The 17,803-nt window shown below is 71.4% G+C and carries 16 protein-coding genes; 7 read left to right on the plus strand and 9 right to left on the minus strand.

Annotated elements, in window-relative coordinates; genetic code table 11:
• Positions 1–34 precede the first annotated feature (34 nt).
• From ABT129_RS13105 to ABT129_RS13135, 7 genes are all read right to left on the minus strand, one after another.
• Complete coding sequence (locus ABT129_RS13105) at positions 35–1,240, minus strand: acyltransferase family protein (RefSeq protein WP_351900258.1); 1,206 nt, start codon at positions 1,238–1,240, stop codon at positions 35–37.
• Complete coding sequence (locus tag ABT129_RS13110) at positions 1,237–2,217, minus strand: alpha/beta hydrolase (protein ID WP_351900260.1); 981 nt, start codon at positions 2,215–2,217, stop codon at positions 1,237–1,239. The genes ABT129_RS13105 and ABT129_RS13110 overlap by 4 nt, the downstream gene beginning before the upstream one ends.
• A gap of 282 nt (positions 2,218–2,499) precedes the next feature.
• The gene (locus ABT129_RS13115) at positions 2,500–3,180 is read right to left on the minus strand and encodes a response regulator (protein WP_351900261.1); all 681 of its coding nucleotides are present in this window, start codon (positions 3,178–3,180) and stop codon (positions 2,500–2,502) included.
• A complete protein-coding gene (locus ABT129_RS13120; RefSeq protein WP_502981742.1) occupies positions 3,177–4,586 on the minus strand; it encodes a sensor histidine kinase in 1,410 nt (469 codons plus the stop codon). The genes ABT129_RS13115 and ABT129_RS13120 overlap by 4 nt, the downstream gene beginning before the upstream one ends.
• Positions 4,587–4,674: 88 nt before the next feature.
• Positions 4,675–5,658, minus strand: coding sequence for a DUF4429 domain-containing protein (locus tag ABT129_RS13125; RefSeq protein WP_351900263.1), 984 nt, complete (start codon positions 5,656–5,658; stop codon positions 4,675–4,677).
• Between the two features lie 74 nt (positions 5,659–5,732).
• The gene (locus ABT129_RS13130) at positions 5,733–6,947 is read right to left on the minus strand and encodes an alpha/beta hydrolase (RefSeq protein WP_351900265.1); all 1,215 of its coding nucleotides are present in this window, start codon (positions 6,945–6,947) and stop codon (positions 5,733–5,735) included.
• A gap of 86 nt (positions 6,948–7,033) precedes the next feature.
• The gene (locus ABT129_RS13135) at positions 7,034–7,699 is read right to left on the minus strand and encodes a TetR/AcrR family transcriptional regulator (protein ID WP_351900267.1); all 666 of its coding nucleotides are present in this window, start codon (positions 7,697–7,699) and stop codon (positions 7,034–7,036) included.
• 246 nt (positions 7,700–7,945) lie between these two features.
• Here ABT129_RS13135 and ABT129_RS13140 point away from each other — a divergent pair, with 246 nt between their 5' ends.
• Entirely contained in the window at positions 7,946–9,439 is a 1,494-nt protein-coding gene (locus tag ABT129_RS13140; protein WP_502981749.1) for an MFS transporter, read from the plus strand.
• A gap of 126 nt (positions 9,440–9,565) precedes the next feature.
• Positions 9,566–10,033, plus strand: coding sequence for a peptidase inhibitor family I36 protein (locus ABT129_RS13145; protein ID WP_351900271.1), 468 nt, complete (start codon positions 9,566–9,568; stop codon positions 10,031–10,033).
• On the opposite strand, the gene ABT129_RS13150 is transcribed toward ABT129_RS13145, so the two are convergent.
• Positions 10,014–10,856 carry a potassium channel family protein gene (locus ABT129_RS13150; RefSeq protein WP_351900273.1) on the minus strand — a complete coding sequence of 281 codons (843 nt, stop codon included), beginning with the start codon at positions 10,854–10,856 and terminating at the stop codon, positions 10,014–10,016. The genes ABT129_RS13145 and ABT129_RS13150 overlap by 20 nt on opposite strands.
• A gap of 97 nt (positions 10,857–10,953) precedes the next feature.
• Complete coding sequence (aceE, locus tag ABT129_RS13155) at positions 10,954–13,686, minus strand: pyruvate dehydrogenase (acetyl-transferring), homodimeric type (RefSeq protein ID WP_351900275.1); 2,733 nt, start codon at positions 13,684–13,686, stop codon at positions 10,954–10,956.
• A 417-nt stretch (positions 13,687–14,103) separates the two neighbouring features.
• On the opposite strand from aceE, the gene ABT129_RS13160 reads away from it, so the two are divergent.
• The 5 genes from ABT129_RS13160 to ABT129_RS13180 all read left to right on the plus strand — a co-directional run bounded on the left by ABT129_RS13160 (position 14,104) and on the right by ABT129_RS13180 (position 17,688).
• Positions 14,104–14,526, plus strand: coding sequence for a DUF3052 domain-containing protein (locus ABT129_RS13160; RefSeq protein ID WP_189829444.1), 423 nt, complete (start codon positions 14,104–14,106; stop codon positions 14,524–14,526).
• A 119-nt stretch (positions 14,527–14,645) separates the two neighbouring features.
• Entirely contained in the window at positions 14,646–15,104 is a 459-nt protein-coding gene (locus ABT129_RS13165; RefSeq protein WP_351900277.1) for a peroxiredoxin, read from the plus strand.
• Between the two features lie 173 nt (positions 15,105–15,277).
• Entirely contained in the window at positions 15,278–15,853 is a 576-nt protein-coding gene (locus ABT129_RS13170; protein ID WP_351900279.1) for a TerD family protein, read from the plus strand.
• 81 nt (positions 15,854–15,934) lie between these two features.
• Positions 15,935–16,510: a TerD family protein gene (locus ABT129_RS13175; protein WP_351900280.1), complete on the plus strand. Its 576-nt coding sequence runs from the start codon at positions 15,935–15,937 to the stop codon at positions 16,508–16,510.
• A 29-nt stretch (positions 16,511–16,539) separates the two neighbouring features.
• A complete protein-coding gene (locus tag ABT129_RS13180) occupies positions 16,540–17,688 on the plus strand; it encodes a DUF475 domain-containing protein (RefSeq protein ID WP_351900282.1) in 1,149 nt (382 codons plus the stop codon).
• Positions 17,689–17,803 lie beyond the last annotated feature (115 nt).

Raw genomic sequence — 17,803 nt, forward strand, 5'->3', positions numbered from 1 at the left:
CCCGGGCCCCGGGGGACCGTTCGCCCCCGGGGCGTCACGCCAGCCCCAGGGCGAAGACCGCGAACCCCGCGGCGAGCACTCCCGCGAGGGTGCGGCGGGCCGGGCCGCTCCGCGTCCACGGCGACTCGAAGCCCCGGGCGTACCGGCCGATCAGGACGAGCAGCCCGGCGAAGACCGGCATCCAGGCCAGCCGGGCCAGGATCCAGCCGACCGAGTCCGGCGCGCCGACGAGGCCCGGGACCTCCCCGAGGTACGAGGCGGGGATCGCGGCCGTGAGCATCGCCGTCTGGTGCCAGCAGAGGATCGTCATCGCCGACAGGTTCACGACCACGACCGGTGCCCAGACCGCGGGCCGCCTCAGGAGCCTCCCGAGCCGGTCCCGGAGCAGGATCGCCGCTCCGCCCTGCGCGGCGGCGAGGGCGAGGACGAGCAGGGACGGCGGGTGGGAGTTGGTGCGTGCCTCGCCGGGGACGCCGACCATCGACGCCGGGTACCCGAAGGCCAGCAGCAGGGCGGCGAAGAGCGCGGCCCCGCCCAGCAGCAGCGCCCAGGCGTGCCTCCGGGTGACCCGGCCCTCGCCCCAGGAGACGCCGAGCTGGTACGCGAACAGCCAGCCGGGCAGGATGTTCAGGAGGCTCAGCCAGGACGGCACGGCGTCGGCGTACGGCCCGTACCGCAGGAGGTCGACGACGGCGACCGAGCCGAGCAGCGGAGCCGCCGCCCAGACCCCGAGCCGCCGCGCCGCCCGCACGCACAGCGGGGTGAGGGCGGTGACCACCGTGTACACCCCGACGAACCAGAGCGGCTGGATCACCAGCGTGGACGCCGTCCGCAGGGTGTCCACCGGCACCCCGACCCCGAAGTGCAGCACCGGCAGCAGCGCCGCCCACACGGCGGTCACCCCGAGGACCGGGCGGCCGAGCCGGGCGAGGCGGCTCTTGAGCCACTCGCCCGCGGAGCCCTTGCGGCCCCGGTACGACAGGACCGAGGCGTAGCCGCCGACCAGGAAGAAGATCCCCAGCATCTGGAGGACCCAGCTGACCGGGGCGAGACCCGCGAACGTGCCCAGCGGGCTCGCGTTGTGGATCGCCCCGTCGGAGGAGAGCGTGAACCCCCCGAGCAGCCAGTGCCCCGTCGGCACGGCGAGCAGGGCCAGGGCGCGCAGCCCGTCGATCGCCCGGTCGCGGTGGGCCGGGGTGCCGGAATCGATCCTCCGGGCCATCGTCGTCAGCGTGCTCATCGGACGTCCCCCTCGGCGATCGCGGCGAACGCGCGGAGGGAGGCGGTGCCGGGCGCGAAGTAGCCGCCGTGGCCGGCGGCGTCCTCGGCCGGGACCCGACGGGCCCCGAAGGCCGGGTCGGTCGGGTCGGCGCCGTGCCCGAGGCCCGCGAACTCGACGTTGGGGATCCGGTCGATCCAGTCGGTGGGATCCTTCGCCGCCCAGACGCGGGCGGAGGTGCCGAGCTCGTTCACGTGCTCGGCGCGCATCCCGGGGGAGCCGAGGACGACCAGGTCCTTGGCCTTCAGGCCGTGGGCGGCGAGGCCGCAGACCACGGAGCCGTAGCTGTGGCAGAACACGGACGGCTCGGCCGCCCCGACCGCCGAGAGGCCGTCCGTGAACCGGGTGAGCCGGTCGGCCCCGGCCTCGGCGAGACGGCCGGTGGCCGCGTCGAGGCCGACGCCGACGGGGGTCGTGTACCCGGCCCAGGCGACGACCGCCGTACGCCCCCCGGTCGCCCGGCGCAGCTCGGTCGCCATGTCCGCCAGCGGCCGGACGTGGTCCGCGTCGACGTCGGAGCCGGGCACGATCACCGCCACGTGCTCGGCCCGCGCCAGGTCCCCGAACACCAGGGCCACCTGCCCCCGGCCGCGCGCGTCGTGGGCGAGGACCCGCGCCCCGCCGAACGCCCCCCGCGTGGAGCGGGCGTTGGCCTCGTACCGCAGCTCCAGGGGCGCCCCGTCGAGGTTCCCGACCACCGTCGGGTGCGTCCGGGCCAGCTCCCGCTGCCGTACGGGGCTCAGCCCGGCGAAGAACCGCGCCACCCCGGCCGGGTCCATCCGCTCCGGGTCCGGCAGCCCCGCCGCCCGCCAGGCCGCCGTCCCCGCCGGCGCGCCGGTCACGGCCTCCTGGCTGTTCCCGGACGCCCAGCCGGCCGTCCCGCCGACCACGGCGGTCACCAGGGCCGCGGTGATCAGGGTCCTCGAAATGCGGCGCATGGGGTCGCCCTCCCTCTCCGGTACTCGCTCGTTCGCTGGCGAGAGGAAGGTAGGAAGACGACGGGTGACGGCACGTCACACCGGGGGGCCAACTCCCGACCCATACCGGGGTAGGGGGTGGACGAGCGGCCAACACCACCGGAGGGGTGGGGTTTTCCCCCGGGGGCAGGCCGGGGTGCGGACGGTTCCCGCAGGTGGGGCGGGTGCGGGCGGGACCGGAACCCGGGCGCGCCCGCGTCCCCCGGGCGGAGCGCCGGTGCCCCCGGGGGTGTGGCCGACCCGTCAGGTCGTACCCGGGGTCACCAGTCCCGACTCGTACGCGAAGACCACCGCCTGCGCCCGGTCGCGCAGGTCCAGCTTGGCGAGGACCCGGCCGATGTGGGTCTTCACCGTCTGCTCGGCGAGGACCAGATGGTCGGCGATCTCCTGGTTCGACAGGCCCCGGGCGATCAGTTCGAGGACCTCGGTCTCGCGCGGGGTCAGACCGTTCAGCCGGAGCGCCGTGGTGTCCCGGCGCGGCGCGGGCCGGGAGGCGGCGAAGTCGGCGATGAGACGGCGGGTCACGGACGGGGCGAGCAGCGCCTCGCCCGCCGCCACCACCCGTACCGCACCGATCAGATCGGCGGGCGGCGCGTCCTTCAGGAGGAAGCCGGAGGCACCGGCGCGCAGCGCCTCGTACACGTAGTCGTCCACGTCGAAGGTGGTCAGCATCAGCACCTTCGGCCGGTGGGTGACCCCGACCGGCGGGTGCAGGATCTCCCGGGCGGCGGCGAGCCCGTCCAGCTCCGGCATCCGCACGTCCATCAGCACCACGTCCGGGTGCGTCGAGCGCGCCACGTCGACGCCCTGCCTGCCGTCCGGCGCCTCGCCCACGACGTCGATGTCGGGCTGCGCGGCGAGCAGCGCGGCGAAACCCGCCCGCACCATGGCCTGGTCGTCGACGATGATCACGCGGATGGTCACTCGGGGTCCTTCGTACGCAGGGGAAGCCTGGCCGCGACCCGGAAGCCGCCGTCCGGCAGCGGCCCGGTGTCGAGGGAGCCGCCCGTCAACCGTACGCGCTCCCGCATGCCGACGAGCCCGTGCCCGGTACCGGACGCCCCCCGCTCCACCGCGGAACGCCCCTCCAGCGAGGGCCCGTTGACCACGAGCACCGTCAGCCAGCCGTCGTCCGCCCGGACCGACACCCGGGTCGACGCCCCCGGCGCGTGCCGGACGACGTTGGCGAGGGCCTCCTGCACGATCCGGTACGCCGAGAGGTCCACCGCCTGCGGTACGTCCCCGAGGTCGGCGGCGAGCCGCAACTCGGCCGGCACCCCGGCCCGCACGGTCGCCTCGACCAGCTGCTGGACCCGGTCCAGGCCCGGCTGCGGGGCCCGCTCGCCCTCGGCGCCGTCGCTGCGCAGCACGGACAGCAGCCGGCGCATCTCGGCCAGCGACTCGCGCGCGCTCGACGCGATCGAGGTGAACTCCTCGCGGGCCGCGTCCGGGAGGTCCGGGATGCGGTACGGGGCCGAGTCGGCCTGCACGGTGATCACGGACATGTGGTGGGCCACCACGTCGTGCAGCTCGCGCGCGATCCTCGCCCGCTCCTCCAGGAGCGTGCGGCGGGCCCGCTCGGCCTCGCTGATGGTCTCCTGCTCCACGAGCTTGCGCTGGGCGTCCCCCCGCGCGCGTACCGCCGAGGTGAGGAGGAGCAGCACCCCGCTCAGGACGAGCAGCAGGGTGTGGACGCTGGTGTACCCGGCCGGCCGGAACGCCTCCAGGACGTACCCGGCCGCGCCCGTCGCCAGCCAGACTCCGAACAGGGCCCGGCGGGACTCGCGCAGGCCGAGCGCGATCATCAGCGCGCAGTAGCCGACGACGATCGGCGGGGTCCAGGGCCACAGCTGCGCGCGCGGGCCGTCCGAGGCGAGCAGGACGAGCGCGCCGAGCACGTCGGCGGCGAAGACGATCCACCACGCCTGGAGGGGGCGGCTGACGGCGAGCAGCAGCGGCGCGGTCTGCGCGGTGCCGATGGCCCCGGCGAGGGCCCCGTTGACGCCGTAGTCCCCGGAGAGGAGGTGGACGGTGGTGGGGAGCAGCGAGGCGACGAAGGCGACGGCGACGGCGTACGGCAGCAGCCGCACCCACCGCGAGGAGGCCTCGGCGAAGAGGGGCGCCCCGTGGGTGGTGGGGGTGGTGAGCGCGGTGCCGAGCCCCTGGAACATCTCGCGCGTCCGGGTGCTGAGCCGACCGGGCCTGCCGAGCCGCTGGAGCCGGCTCGGCCGGCCGGGCGGGCCCGGCTGTCGGTGGGGTGGCGGCTCGTGCCGCGGTTCGGTAGCCATGACCCGCTCAGGGTAGGCAGCCGCCCGGCCCTCCGACGTCATACCGGGGACCGGGCTCCGGCCTGATACCGGGGTATGACACCCCTCCGGAGGGTCCTTCGCCGAGGGGGCCGGGCGCGGCGGGACACCGCTACAGCTCGGCCAGGAGTTCCGCTTTCTTCGCCGAGAACTCCTCGTCCGTCACCAGTCCCGCCCGGTGCAGTTCACCCAGGTGCCGAATCCTTTCGGCCACCGCCCCCGGCGCCGCGACGCGGACGGGCACGCGGTCCGCGCTCCTGATCGCCGCCAGGACCGCCGCCGCGAAGGGGAGGGACAGGTGCACCGGCCCGTACCCCAGACCGAAGACGACGGAGGCGGGGTCCCGGTCGGGCTGGGACGCCCGGGGATCGCCGCCCCGGGGCACCAGGCGCAGATGCCCGTCGAGCACGTCCGGCGAGCGCCACTCGACCCCGCAGAGGTCCCGTACGTGGAAGAACTGGTCACCCGCCTTCCACTTCTCGGAGGACGCCCCCGTCCAGGACCAGCGGAACGCGACCTCCGACTGCCCGTCGAAGCTCGCCTTCCCGTCGTACGCCTTGAAGGACTGCGGACCCGACGGCGGCGCGACCAGGAAACGGTCGGCGGGCGGCACGTCCAGGACGCTCGAAGGACCCGGGGCACCCGAGGCGTCCTCGGTGTACAAGGTCCCGGCGGCCCCGGTCGTCCCGCTGACCCCCGGCGCTCCCCCTGCCCCACCTGTCCCGTCGGCTCCGCCTGCCCCGTCGGCTCTGTCCGCTCCGTCCGTGAGAAGGGTCCGCAGCTCGTCCCGGTAGTACTCGGCGAGCGTCTCCTTCTCCGCCGGGAGCACCAGGCGGTACGGATCGCTGTTCTCCGGGAGCTGTCCCGCCGCCGCTTCCATCAGGGGGTCGGCACCCGGCCTCGGCACGGCGTGCAGCACGACGGTGCCCCGCTTGCCGGGCGTGAGCGTCACGGACGCCAACGCCTCGTGCGGTACCCGTCGTTCGCGCAGCACACTGAGCAGCTTCGGCGTGCGGTTCCCCCGATCGAAACGGATGAGGAGGGCGTCGCTCTCGAACTCCCAGGTGGCATGATTTCCGGCCAGCTCATCACCCATACGCCTCATCGTAAATGGCGCGTGTCCGTGCGTCGCCCCCGTGACAGGTCCCGAAATGACGTGATCTACGCGCGTCAGCGACCTTCCGCGCCGGATATTCCGTCGTGGCAAGCGCTGTCGGCACGTGCGCAGACGAGGCTCCCGTAGGCGCCGACGCCTATCGCGGCGAAGTTGCCGAGGCTCTCGGTCCCCGGCTCGAAATAGCCGCTGTGACCGATCGCCCCCCGCGCCGAGAGCAGCCGCGCGCCGAACTCCGGGGTCACCGGGTCCGCGCCGTGCCCGACGCCGGCCACCTCCAGGTGCGGCACGTCCGCGATCCAGTCGTCGGCGTCCCGCATCGCCCACACGCGCGCGTGGCCGCCGAGTTCGGCCGCCCGCTCGACCCGCATCCCGGGGCTCCCGGCCACGGCGAGGTCGGTCACCCGGGCGGGCAGCCGGGGAGCGGCGACCCCGCAGAGCACGGAGCCGTAGCTGTGGCAGAACAGCGCCACGCGCGCGTGGCCCGGCAGCGCCTCGGCCAGCCCCACGAGCCGTTCGGCGCCCTGCTCGGCGAGCCGGCCGGTCATCGCGTCGATCCCGACCCCGACGGGCGCGGTGTAGTCGGCCCAGGCGATCACCGCGACCTCGGTGCCGGGCGAGGTCCGGCGTTCGGCGGCGTAGAGCGCCTCCGCCATGCCGACGGGGGCCCTGTACCGGCCGTGGGTCTTCTGGAAGGTGAGGAGGTTGGTGTCCACGCCCGGGACGATCACCGAGACGCGCCGGGCCCGGTCCAGGTCCCCGAAGACCTCGGCGGTCCGCCCCGTACCGCCCGGGTCGAACGCGAGGATCTGCCGGCCGGGCCGCATCAGCGAGGTGAAGCGGTCGACCCGGCGCCGCGCCTCGTGCCGTCCCTCGGCGGAGAGCCTGCTGTCGTCGACGCTGTCCCGTTCGGCGGTGAGCACCCGGCCGAGGGCGATCCGGTTGGCGCGGTAGCGCAGGGAGACCGGGGCGCCGTCGAGATTGCCGACGACGAGCGGGTGCCGCTCGGCGAGCCGGGCCGCGCGCGCCTGGCCGAGTCCGGCGAAGAACGCGGCGACGGTACGGGCGGGGGCGCCGGGCTCCGGCGGCGGGCGGTGGTCGATCCGGTCGCGGGCCCAGGCGGCGAGCGCTGCCTCGCGGGACGGGCCGGGCGAGGGGTGGTGCCGGATCGTGGTCCACCCGGTGGTCGCGAGGAGCACGAACACGACGGCGAGCGCGAGGAGGGTGCGCACGACGATCAGGGTGGGGGAGGCGGCTTCGACTGAGGTCATAGGGCGGCCACCCTACGGGGCGAGGGTGAACGGCCGCGGGCCCGCTTTCGGCGGCCGACGGGGCCCGGACCTCGTGCCGCCCGGTCCTACGGGGACCCGGGCTCCGGGCCGTCCTCGCGGTCCTCGCCCCGCCAGTGCGGGGCGAGGGCCGGGCCGAGGTGGTCGAGGTACTCCTCGGTGAGGGCGCGGATGGCCTCCAGGCTCTGGTCCGTACCCCGGCCCCAGAGTTGGCCCGTGACTCGCATCACACCGCTGAACGCCGCCACCGCGATCCGGGGGCGCGGGTCGCCGTCCACGTCGAGGCCCTCGCGGTCGGCGATGATCCGCGCGATCGTCTCCTCCATCTCGGTGGAGCGGCGCAGATGGACGGCGAGCAGCGCGGGCGTCGACTCGATCATCTGGAAGGTGCGCAGGTACAGCTCGACCGGCACGACCTCGACGATGGCGTCGCCGATGGTGTCCCAGCCGCTGAGCACGGCGTTGCGCATCGCGTCGAAGGGGCCCTCGCCCGGCGGCCGCAGCCCGAGGGCCTCGACGAAGCGCTCCTCCACCATCTGCTGGACGGCGAAGGCCACCTCCTCCTTGGAGGAGAAGTACCGGAAGAAGGTGCGCTGGGAGACCTCCACGGCGTCGACGATCTCGTCGACGGTGGTCCGCTCGTACCCCTGGGTGGTGAAGAGCTCCAGGGCCACCCGGGTCAGCTCGTCGCGCGTGCGTTGCTTCTTCCGCTCGCGCAGGCCGGGCACGGTCACGTCTACGTCCTCTTTCCAGGCATTTCGTCCAGCTCAGCGTACCTGTGAGCTACGTGACAGTTACCGACGCGTGAATCGCTTTGTCAATTGTCAGTGACTGTCACTAGCCTCGTTCGCATGAATAGTCAGACCACCGTGGAAAAGGCCCCGCAGGGCGAGGGGGGCGTCCGGGAACCCGTACCGGGCCCGGCGAAGGGACTGCGCGGCCACCCCTGGCTGACCCTCTTCGGCGTGGCCGTGGGCGTGATGATGGTCGCCCTCGACGGCACCATCGTCGCCATCGCCAACCCCGCCATCAAGAACGACCTCGGCGCCTCCCTCGCCCAGGTCCAGTGGATCACCAACGGCTACCTGCTCGCGCTCGCCGTCGCCCTGATCACCGCGGGCAAGCTCGGCGACCGCTTCGGCCACCGGCAGACCTTCCTCATCGGCATCGCCGGCTTCGCCGTGGCCTCCGGCGCGATCGGCCTCTCCGACTCCATCGGGGCCGTGATCGGCTTCCGCGTCCTCCAGGGCCTCTTCGGCGCCCTGCTGATGCCGGCCGCCCTCGGCCTGCTGCGCGCCACCTTCCCCGCCGAGAAGCTGAACATGGCCATCGGCATCTGGGGCATGGTCATCGGTGCCTCCACGGCGGGCGGCCCGATCGTCGGCGGCCTGCTCGTCGAGCACGTCAGCTGGCAGTCCGTCTTCTTCATCAACGTGCCCGTCGGCGTCGTCGCCCTCGTCCTCGGCCTGGTCATCCTCAAGGACCACCGGGCCGAGAACGCACCGCGCTCCTTCGACGTCCTCGGCATCCTGCTGCTCTCCGGCGCCATGGCCTCCCTCGTCTGGAGTCTCATCAAGGCCGGCGAGTCCTGGGGCTGGTCCAGCGGCAAGACCTGGGGCTGCCTGATCGGGGCGCTGCTCCTCTTCGCCGTCTTCGCCTTCTGGGAGACCAAGGTCAAGGAGCCGCTCGTCCCGCTCGCCATGTTCCGCTCCGTGCCGCTCTCGGCCGGTGTCGTGCTCATGGTCCTGATGGCCTTCGCCTTCATGGGCGGCCTGTTCTTCGTGACCTTCTACCTCCAGGGCGTGAAGGGGCTCAGCCCGGTCGACAGCGGTCTGCACCTGCTGCCGCTGACCGCGATGATGATCGTCTCCTCGCCGCTGGCCGGCGCGCTGATCACCAGGTTCGGGCCGCGCGTGCCGCTCGTCGGCGGCATGGTCTGCACGGCCGTCGCGATGTTCGGCATGATCACGCTCTCCGCCGGCACCGGCACCTTCGTGATGTCGCTCTGGTTCGCGCTGCTCGGCCTGGGTCTCGCCCCGGTCATGGTCGGCGCCACCGAGGTCATCGTCGGCAACGCGCCGCTGGAGCTCTCCGGCGTGGCCGGCGGTCTGCAGCAGGCCGCGATGCAGGTCGGCGGCGCGCTCGGTACGGCGGTGCTCGGCGCCGTCATGTCCTCCAAGGTCGCCGACTCCTTCGCGGGCAACTGGCAGGACGCCGGCATCCAGGCCCCGGTCAACCCGCAGCTCGAGCAGGCCGCCGAGTTCGGCATGGCCCCGACGGAGCTGGCCCAGGCGCCGGGGATGACCCCCGACCTCCTCCAGCGGATCACCGGAGTCATCCACGACACGTTCCTCGACGGCATGGGTCTGGCCTTCACGGTCGCCGGTGCGGTCGCCGTCGTCGCGGCCCTCGTCGCCACGCTCACCAAGCGCGGCGAGAACGCGGAGGCGGGCATGGGCGGCGGTCACATCTGACCTCGTCAGGGTTCCCGTAGGGGGCCGTCACCCGTTCGCGTGAACGGGGGCGGCCCCTCTTCCGTTGCACGCCGACCTCCGCCATGCTCGTGGTTACGGAGAGTGACGAAACGGGGGCTCATCAGCATGTATACGAAGGACCTGTATACGAAGGGCGTGCGCGCGAAGGGCACGGACGCGAAGGGCACGGACGCGAACGGCACGGACGCGAAGGGGGCGTACGTGAGGGCGGTGCTCGCCGTCGCGGCCGTCCTGACGGCGCTCCTGGCGGCCCCGGTGGCCCCGGCGGCCGCCGCGCCGCCCGGGACGGCTCTCGGGGCCTGCGGACCCGGACGGCTCTGCCTCTGGTCCAAGCCCGACTTCAAGGGCAGGGCTCAGACCCATGAACTGGCCACGACCGACATCGACAGCTGTGTCGCCCTGCCGGCCGGCACCTCGGCGCAGTCCCTCGCCAACCGCACGGGACGGCCGGTCACCACGTACCAGTCGGCGGAGTGCGCGGAGACGGGCGAGTTCGAGACCTACCCGGGCAAGGGGACGTGGGTGCCGCAGTCGCCCTACGAGGTCAGAGCGTTCAAGCTCTGGGAGCGGTAGGGGCGGGGGAGCCCGCCGCTCCCTCCGGGGCCGGCCCGGGCATCGGCCCGGGGACCGGGATCGTGGCCGGTGCCGGTGCCGGTGCCGGTGCTGGTGCCGAGGTGGGGGCCGGGGACGGGGCCGCGAGGCGGGCGACCTCCGCGCGCAGGTCGCGGACCTCCCGGGTCAGCGCCTCCAGGAGCTCCGTCTGCCGGCGCTCCACCGCGTCGTCCCGGTCGAAACGGGAGATGAACCAGGCCGCGATGTTCGCGGTGACGACACCGAGCAGCGCGATGCCCGAGAGCATCAGGCCCACCGCGAGGACCCGGCCGAGGCCGGTGGTCGGGGCGTGGTCGCCGTAGCCGACCGTGGTCATCGTGGTGAAGGACCACCAGACCGCGTCCCCGAGCGTCCTGATGTTGCCGTTCGGCGCGTCGCGCTCGACGTGCAGCACGGCCAGCGAGCCGAACATCATCAACCCGACGACCGCACCCGCCACATATGTGGTGAGCGTGATCTGCGGGGCCATCCGGGCCCGCCGGCCCACCAGGAGGAGCGTGGAGACGACCCGCAGCAGCCGCAGCGGCTGCACCATCGGCAGCAGGACCGCGAGCAGATCGAGGGGGTGGGAGCGGACGAAGGCCCAGCGGGCCGGGGCGATCGCGAGCCGGACCAGGTAGTCCAGGGCGAAGGCCGCCCAGACCACCCACTCGACCTGGGTGCACAGCCGGTGCACCCACGGCGCGGCGCCGGGAGCCACGATCGGCACGGCGTACGCGACGCCGAACGCCACGGCCAGCGCGAGCAGCGGTACCCGCGTGCGTTCTTCCCAGCGATCCCTCATGCCGGGAATCGTAGAGAACGCGGAAGGGCGGCGAGACCAAGGTCCCACCGCCCTCACCAGGCGCTCCGTGCCGACGGAGCCCCCGAGCGCTACCGGATCAGGCGTCGCCGCCCGCGGCGCCCGGGTCGGCGGCCGACACGTCGAGCAGCTGGTAGCGGTCCACGGCCTGCTTCAGGACCGACCGCTCGACCTTGCCCTCGCGGGCGAGTTCGGTCAGCACCGCGAGCACGATCGACGGGGCGTCGATGTGGAAGTAGCGCCGGGCCGCGCCCCGCGTGTCCGCGAAGCCGAAGCCGTCCGCGCCGAGCGAGCCGTAGGTGCCCGGCACCCAGCGGGAGATCTGGTCCGGCACCGCGCGCATCCAGTCCGAGACCGCCACGAACGGACCCTCGGAGCCCTGGAGCTTGCGCGTGACGTACGGGACGCGCTGCTCCTCGTCCGGGTGGAGCAGGTTGTGCTCCTCGACGGCCACGGCCTCGCGGCGCAGCTCGGTCCAGGAGGTCGCGGACCAGACGTCGGCCCGGACGTTCCACTCCTCGGCGAGGATCCGCTGCGCCTCGACCGCCCACGGCACGGCGACACCCGAGGCCATGATCTGGGCCGGGATGGTGCCGGCCTCGGCCGCCTTGAAGCGGTGGATGCCCTGGAGGATGCCCTCCACGTCCACGTCCTCGGGCTCGGCCGGGTGCTGGATCGGCTCGTTGTAGACGGTCAGGTAGTAGAAGACGTCCTCGGCCTCGGAGCCGTACATGCGGCGCAGACCGTCCTTGACGATGTGCGCGATCTCGAAGCCGAACGCCGGGTCGTAGGCGATGCAGGCCGGGTTGGTCGAGGCGAGCAGGTGCGAGTGGCCGTCCGCGTGCTGGAGGCCCTCGCCGGTCAGCGTGGTGCGGCCGGCGGTGGCGCCGAGCACGAAGCCGCGCGCCAGCTGGTCGGCCATCTGCCAGAACTGGTCGCCGGTCCGCTGGAAACCGAACATCGAGTAGAAGACGTACACCGGGATCAGCGGCTCGCCGTGCGTGGCGTAGGCCGAGCCGGCGGCGATCAGCGAGGCCGTGCAGCCGGCCTCGGAGATGCCGTCGTGCAGCATCTGACCGGTCGGCGACTCCTTGTAGGCGAGGAGGAGTTCGCGGTCCACCGCCTCGTACTGCTGGCCCAGCGGGTTGTAGATCTTGGCGCTCGGGAAGAACGCGTCCATGCCGAAGGTGCGGTACTCGTCGGGGGCGATCAGCACGAAGCGCTTGCCGATCTCCTTGTCCCGCATCAGGTCCTTCAGGATGCGGACGAAGGCCATCGTGGTGGCGATCGACTGCTGCCCGGAGCCCTTCTTGGCGGCCGCGTAGGTCTTGTCGTCGGGGAGGGCCAGCGGCTTCGCCCGCACCACGCGGGTCGGGACGTACCCGCCCAGCGCGTTGCGGCGGTCGTGCATGTACTGGATCTCCTCGGAGTTCCGGCCCGGGTGGTAGTACGGCGGCAGGCCGTCCTCCAACTGCCGGTCGGTCACCGGGATGTGCAGCCGGTCGCGGAAGCGCTTGAGGTCGTCGACCGTCAGCTTCTTCATCTGGTGGGTCGCGTTGCGGCCCTCGAAGTTCGGGCCGAGCGTCCAGCCCTTGACGGTCTGCGCGAGGATCACGGTCGGCTGGCCCGTGTGGGCCTTCGCCGCCGCGTAGGCCGCGTAGATCTTCTTGTGGTCGTGGCCGCCGCGGCCCAGGTGCAGGACCTGCTGGTCCGACATGCCCTCGACCATCGCCCGCAGCCGGTGGTCGTCGCCGAAGAAGTGGTCGCGGATGTAGCCGCCGGTCTCCGTGGCGTACGTCTGGAACTGGCCGTCCGGGGTGGTGTTGAACTTGTTGACCAGGATGCCGTCGCGGTCCTGCGCGAGCAGCGGGTCCCAGGAGCGGTCCCAGATCAGCTTGATGACGTTCCAGCCGTTGCCCCGGAAGATCGACTCCAGCTCCTGGATGATCTTGCCGTTGCCGCGCACCGGGCCGTCGAGCCGCTGGAGGTTGCAGTTGACCACGAAGGTCAGGTTGTCCAGGCCCTCGCGGGCGGCGATGGAGAGCTGGCCGACCGACTCGACCTCGTCCATCTCGCCGTCGCCGAGGAACGCCCAGACGTGTGACTTCGAGGTGTCGGCGATGCCGCGCGCCTCCATGTACCGGTTCATCCGGGCCTGGTAGATCGCGCCGAGCGGGCCGAGGCCCATCGAGACGGTCGGGAACTCCCAGAAGTCCGGCATCAGCCGGGGGTGCGGGTACGACGAGAGGCCGTTCGGGAACTTCGACTTCTCCTGGCGGAAGCCGTCGAGCTGGGCGTCGTTCAGCCGGTCGAGGAGGTACGCGCGGGCGTAGATGCCGGGGGAGGCGTGCCCCTGGAAGAAGATCTGGTCGCCGCCGTCGCCCTCGTCCTTGCCGCGGAAGAAGTGGTTGAAGCCGACGTCGTACAGCGAGGCCGAGGAGGCGAAGGTCGCGATGTGACCGCCGACGCCGATGCCCGGACGCTGGGCGCGCGAGACCATGACGGCCGCGTTCCACCGGGTGGCGTTGAGGACCCTGCGCTCGATCTCCTCGTTGCCGGGGAAGAAGGGCTCGTCCTTGGTGGCGATCGTGTTGACGTAGTCCGTGCTGCGCATCTCGGGCACGGCCACGCGCTTCTCACGGGCCCGCTCGATGAGCCGGAGCATGAGGTAGCGGGCCCGCTCACGGCCCCGCTCGTCGACGGCCGCGTCGAGGGAGTCGAGCCATTCCTGGGTCTCTTCCGGGTCGAAATCCGGGACCTGGCTGGGAAGGCCGCCAATGATGATCGGGTTGCGATCGGATCCGGGAGCCACGCTCTTCCTTCGCTGTTCGGTGGTGCCCACGGGGCCACGAAGTGGTCGGGATGTCCATCGTGTACCCCGCCTGCGCCAGACGTCACATTTACCGACGGGTAACCCCCAGCGGTGTCCTCCACGTGTCTGGGTGGGTCAAATCGCAACCTTACGCTCAACCCGCGCATGCGTTTCGTCCGGGCGTTCGGCAGACTGAAACCGCAGAAGTTCGTAATCCGGGACGAATCATGTGTGCCTGATCACGGAGAGGGAGCCTACGGTGCCGAAAGTTGCGGCGAGACGGCCCCAAACGTCACCGTTTCGGCGGTCTCCACGGCCGGGTACTTGCGCGATCCACCCCGGCACGTGTGGACTACGGCCAGCGCCGCGCGCATACGCGCGGCCCAAAGCATTTACCGAATGAGCAGGAGGCAAGCCGTGAGCGCGACCGCGGACCACGCGGAGGAGCGGACCAACCCGGCCGGCAGGCTGGGGTTCGAGCCCGGACAGGTGGTCCAGGAGATCGGCTACGACGACGACGTCGACCAGGATCTCCGTGAAGGCATCGAGTCCATCATCGGGGCCGAGCTCGTGGACGAGGAGTACGACGACGTCGCAGACGCCGTGGTCCTCTGGTTCCGCGACGAGGACGGCGATCTCACCGACGCCCTGGTGGACGCCATCGGTCTTCTGGAGGACGGCGGCACCATCTGGCTGCTGACGCCGAAGACCGGCCGCGACGGTTACATCGAGCCGTCCGACATCAACGATGCCGCGCAGACAGCTGGTCTCTCCCAGACCAAGAGCATCAGCGTCGCCAAGGATTGGACGGGCACCCGCCTGACCGCCCCCAAGCGCTGATCACCACGCTGCGAGAAGCCCCCGCCGGTTCGCCGGCGGGGGCTTCTCGGCGCAGGCCGTAGGGTGGGATCACCGTTTCGGCCCAAGGTCAGGGCCCCGCGAAGAGGGATGCGTACGCGATGGCGATCGAGGTCGGCACCAAGGCCCCGGATTTCGAGCTCAGGGACAACCACGGGCGCACCGTTCGGCTCTCCGGCTTCCGCGACGAGAAGAACGTGGTGCTGCTCTTCTACCCCTTCGCCTTCACCGGCGTCTGCGCCGGCGAGCTCGGCGAGCTGCGCGACAACCTCCCGGCCTTCGTCAACGACGACACCCAGCTCCTCGCCGTCTCCAACGACTCCATCCACACCCTGCGCGTCTTCGCCGAGCAGGAGTCCCTGGAGTTCCCGCTGCTCTCCGACTTCTGGCCGCACGGCGAGGCCTCCCGCGCGTACGGGGTCCTCGACGAGGAGAAGGGCTGCGCCGTGCGCGGCACCTTCATCATCGACAAGGACGGTGTCGTCCGCTGGACCGTCGTCAACGCCCTGCCGGACGCCCGTGACCTGGGCGAGTACCTCAAGGCCCTGGACGCCCTCTGAGCCCCGCCGGGGACGCTCCGGGAGCCGCCCCGGTCCCTCCCGGGAGTCGACACCCTCGGATTCATCGGGCGAATCGACTGTTTCGACCGGGAACCCGTCACTAGGATCCAGTCGTTGATCCGATGCCAACGCACGACCGGGGGCGCTGCCCCTGAAAACCTATGGAGGGACTCGTGGGAGTCAGCCTCAGCAAGGGCGGCAACGTCTCGCTGACCAAGGAGGCCCCTGGCCTCACCGCCGTGACCGTCGGTCTTGGCTGGGACGTCCGTACCACCACCGGTACGGACTTCGACCTCGACGCCAGCGCCATCCTGGTGACCGAGGAGGGCAAGGTCCGTAACGAGAGCGACTTCGTCTTCTTCAACAACCTGAAGAGCGGCGACGGCTCCGTCGAACACACCGGTGACAACACCACCGGCGAGGGCGAGGGCGACGACGAGCAGGTCAAGGTCAGCCTGGCCACCGTGCCGGCCGACGTGACCAAGATCGTCTTCCCGGTCTCGATCTACGACGCCGAGAACCGTCAGCAGTCCTTCGGCCAGGTGCGCAACGCGTTCATCCGCGTCGTGAACCAGACCGGCGGCGCCGAGATCGCCCGCTACGACCTGTCCGAGGACGCCTCGACCGAGACCGCCATGGTCTTCGGCGAGCTGTACCGCCACGGCGCCGAGTGGAAGTTCCGCGCCGTCGGCCAGGGCTACGCCTCGGGCCTGCGCGGCATCGCGCAGGACTTCGGCGTCAACGTCTGAGCCGAACCGTTCTAACCGTCCGGCGCCGCACACCCGTGCGGCGCCGGACGTGCCTCATCACCACCGGGGAGGAACCGAATCATGGGCGTCACGCTCGCCAAGGGAGGCAATGTCTCCCTCTCCAAGGCCGCACCCAACCTCACCAAGGTCCTCGTCGGGCTCGGCTGGGACGCGCGCTCCACCACCGGAGCCCCCTTCGACCTCGACGCCAGCGCGCTGCTGTGCCAGGCCGGACGGGTCCTCGGGGACGAGTACTTCGTCTTCTACAACCAGCTGCGCAGTCCCGAGGGCTCCGTCGAGCACACCGGTGACAACCTCACCGGCGAGGGTGACGGGGACGACGAGTCCCTCATCGTGGACCTCTCCCAGGTGCCCGCCCACTGCGACAAGATCGTCTTCCCGGTCTCGATCCACGACGCCGACAACCGCGGACAGAGCTTCGGTCAGGTCAACAACGCCTTCATCCGCGTCGTGAACCAGATGGACGGTCAGGAACTCGCCCGCTACGACCTCTCCGAGGACGCCTCCACGGAGACCGCGATGATCTTCGGCGAGCTCTACCGCTACAACGGCGAATGGAAGTTCCGTGCGGTCGGTCAGGGGTACGCGTCCGGGCTGCGGGGCATCGCTCTAGACTTCGGGGTCAACGTTTCGTAAAGCCATGTAATTTCACGATGGGGTATACAGTGGTTCTGAAAACCTTCGGCTGGTCGTTCGCGATCACTGCGCTCGGTCTGGTCGCAGCCGTCCTCTACGGGGGGTGGGAGGCGTTCGGGATCGTCGCCATCCTCTGCGTCCTCGAGATCTCGCTCTCCTTCGACAACGCGGTGGTCAACGCCGGGATCCTGAAGAAGATGAATGCCTTCTGGCAGAAGATCTTCCTCACCATCGGCATCCTGATCGCGGTCTTCGGAATGCGGCTGGTCTTCCCTGTCGTGATCGTGGCCGTCAGCGCCAAGATCGGCCCGATCGAGGCGGTCGATCTCGCGCTCAACGATGCCGACCGCTACCAGGAACTGGTGACGGACGCGCATCCGTCGATCGCCGCGTTCGGCGGAATGTTCCTTCTGATGATCTTCCTCGACTTCATTTTCGAGGACCGTGACATCAAGTGGCTCGGCTGGCTGGAGCGTCCGCTCGCCAAGCTCGGCAAGGTCGACATGCTGTCGGTCTGCATCGCCCTCATCGTCCTGATGATCAGCGCCATGACCTTCGCGACCCACGCCCACCAGCACGGCGGAACGCACGTCGACAAGGCGCAGACCGTCCTCATCTCCGGTATCGCCGGCCTCATCACGTACCTCATCGTCGGCGGCCTCTCCGGCTACTTCGAGAACAAGCTGGAAGAGGAGGAGGAGCGCGAGCACGAGGCCGAGGAAGCCGCACGGCGCAGCGGCAAGAAGGTCTCCGCCGTCCAGCTGGCCGGCAAGGCCGCCTTCTTCATGTTCCTCTACCTGGAGGTCCTCGACGCCTCCTTCTCCTTCGACGGTGTCATCGGCGCCTTCGCCATCACCAACGACATCGTCCTGATGGCGCTCGGCCTCGGCGTCGGCGCCATGTACGTCCGTTCGCTGACGGTCTACCTGGTCCGCGAGGGCACCCTCGACGACTACGTCTACCTGGAGCACGGCGCGCACTACGCGATCGGCGCGCTGTCCCTGATCCTCATGGTCAGCATCCAGTACGAGATCCCCGAGATCATCACCGGTTCCATCGGTGTGGCCCTGATCGGCTGGTCCTTCTGGTCCTCCGTCCGCCGCAACAAGCGGCTCGCGGAGGCCGAGGGCGGCTCGGGTTCCGCGGGGGCCAAGACCGAGGTGTCCTCCGGGGTGTGACACCCCCGGTAACGAGGAACGCTTCACTGCGGGGCGGCCGGTGCACCCGGCCGCCCCGCAGGCATGTGCGGTGTCGGTGATCAGCGGTTGGCGATGAGTGGGGGGTGAAGGCGCC

Source organism: Streptomyces sp. NPDC002057, assembly GCF_040296665.1.
Lineage (GTDB): Bacteria > Actinomycetota > Actinomycetes > Streptomycetales > Streptomycetaceae > Streptomyces.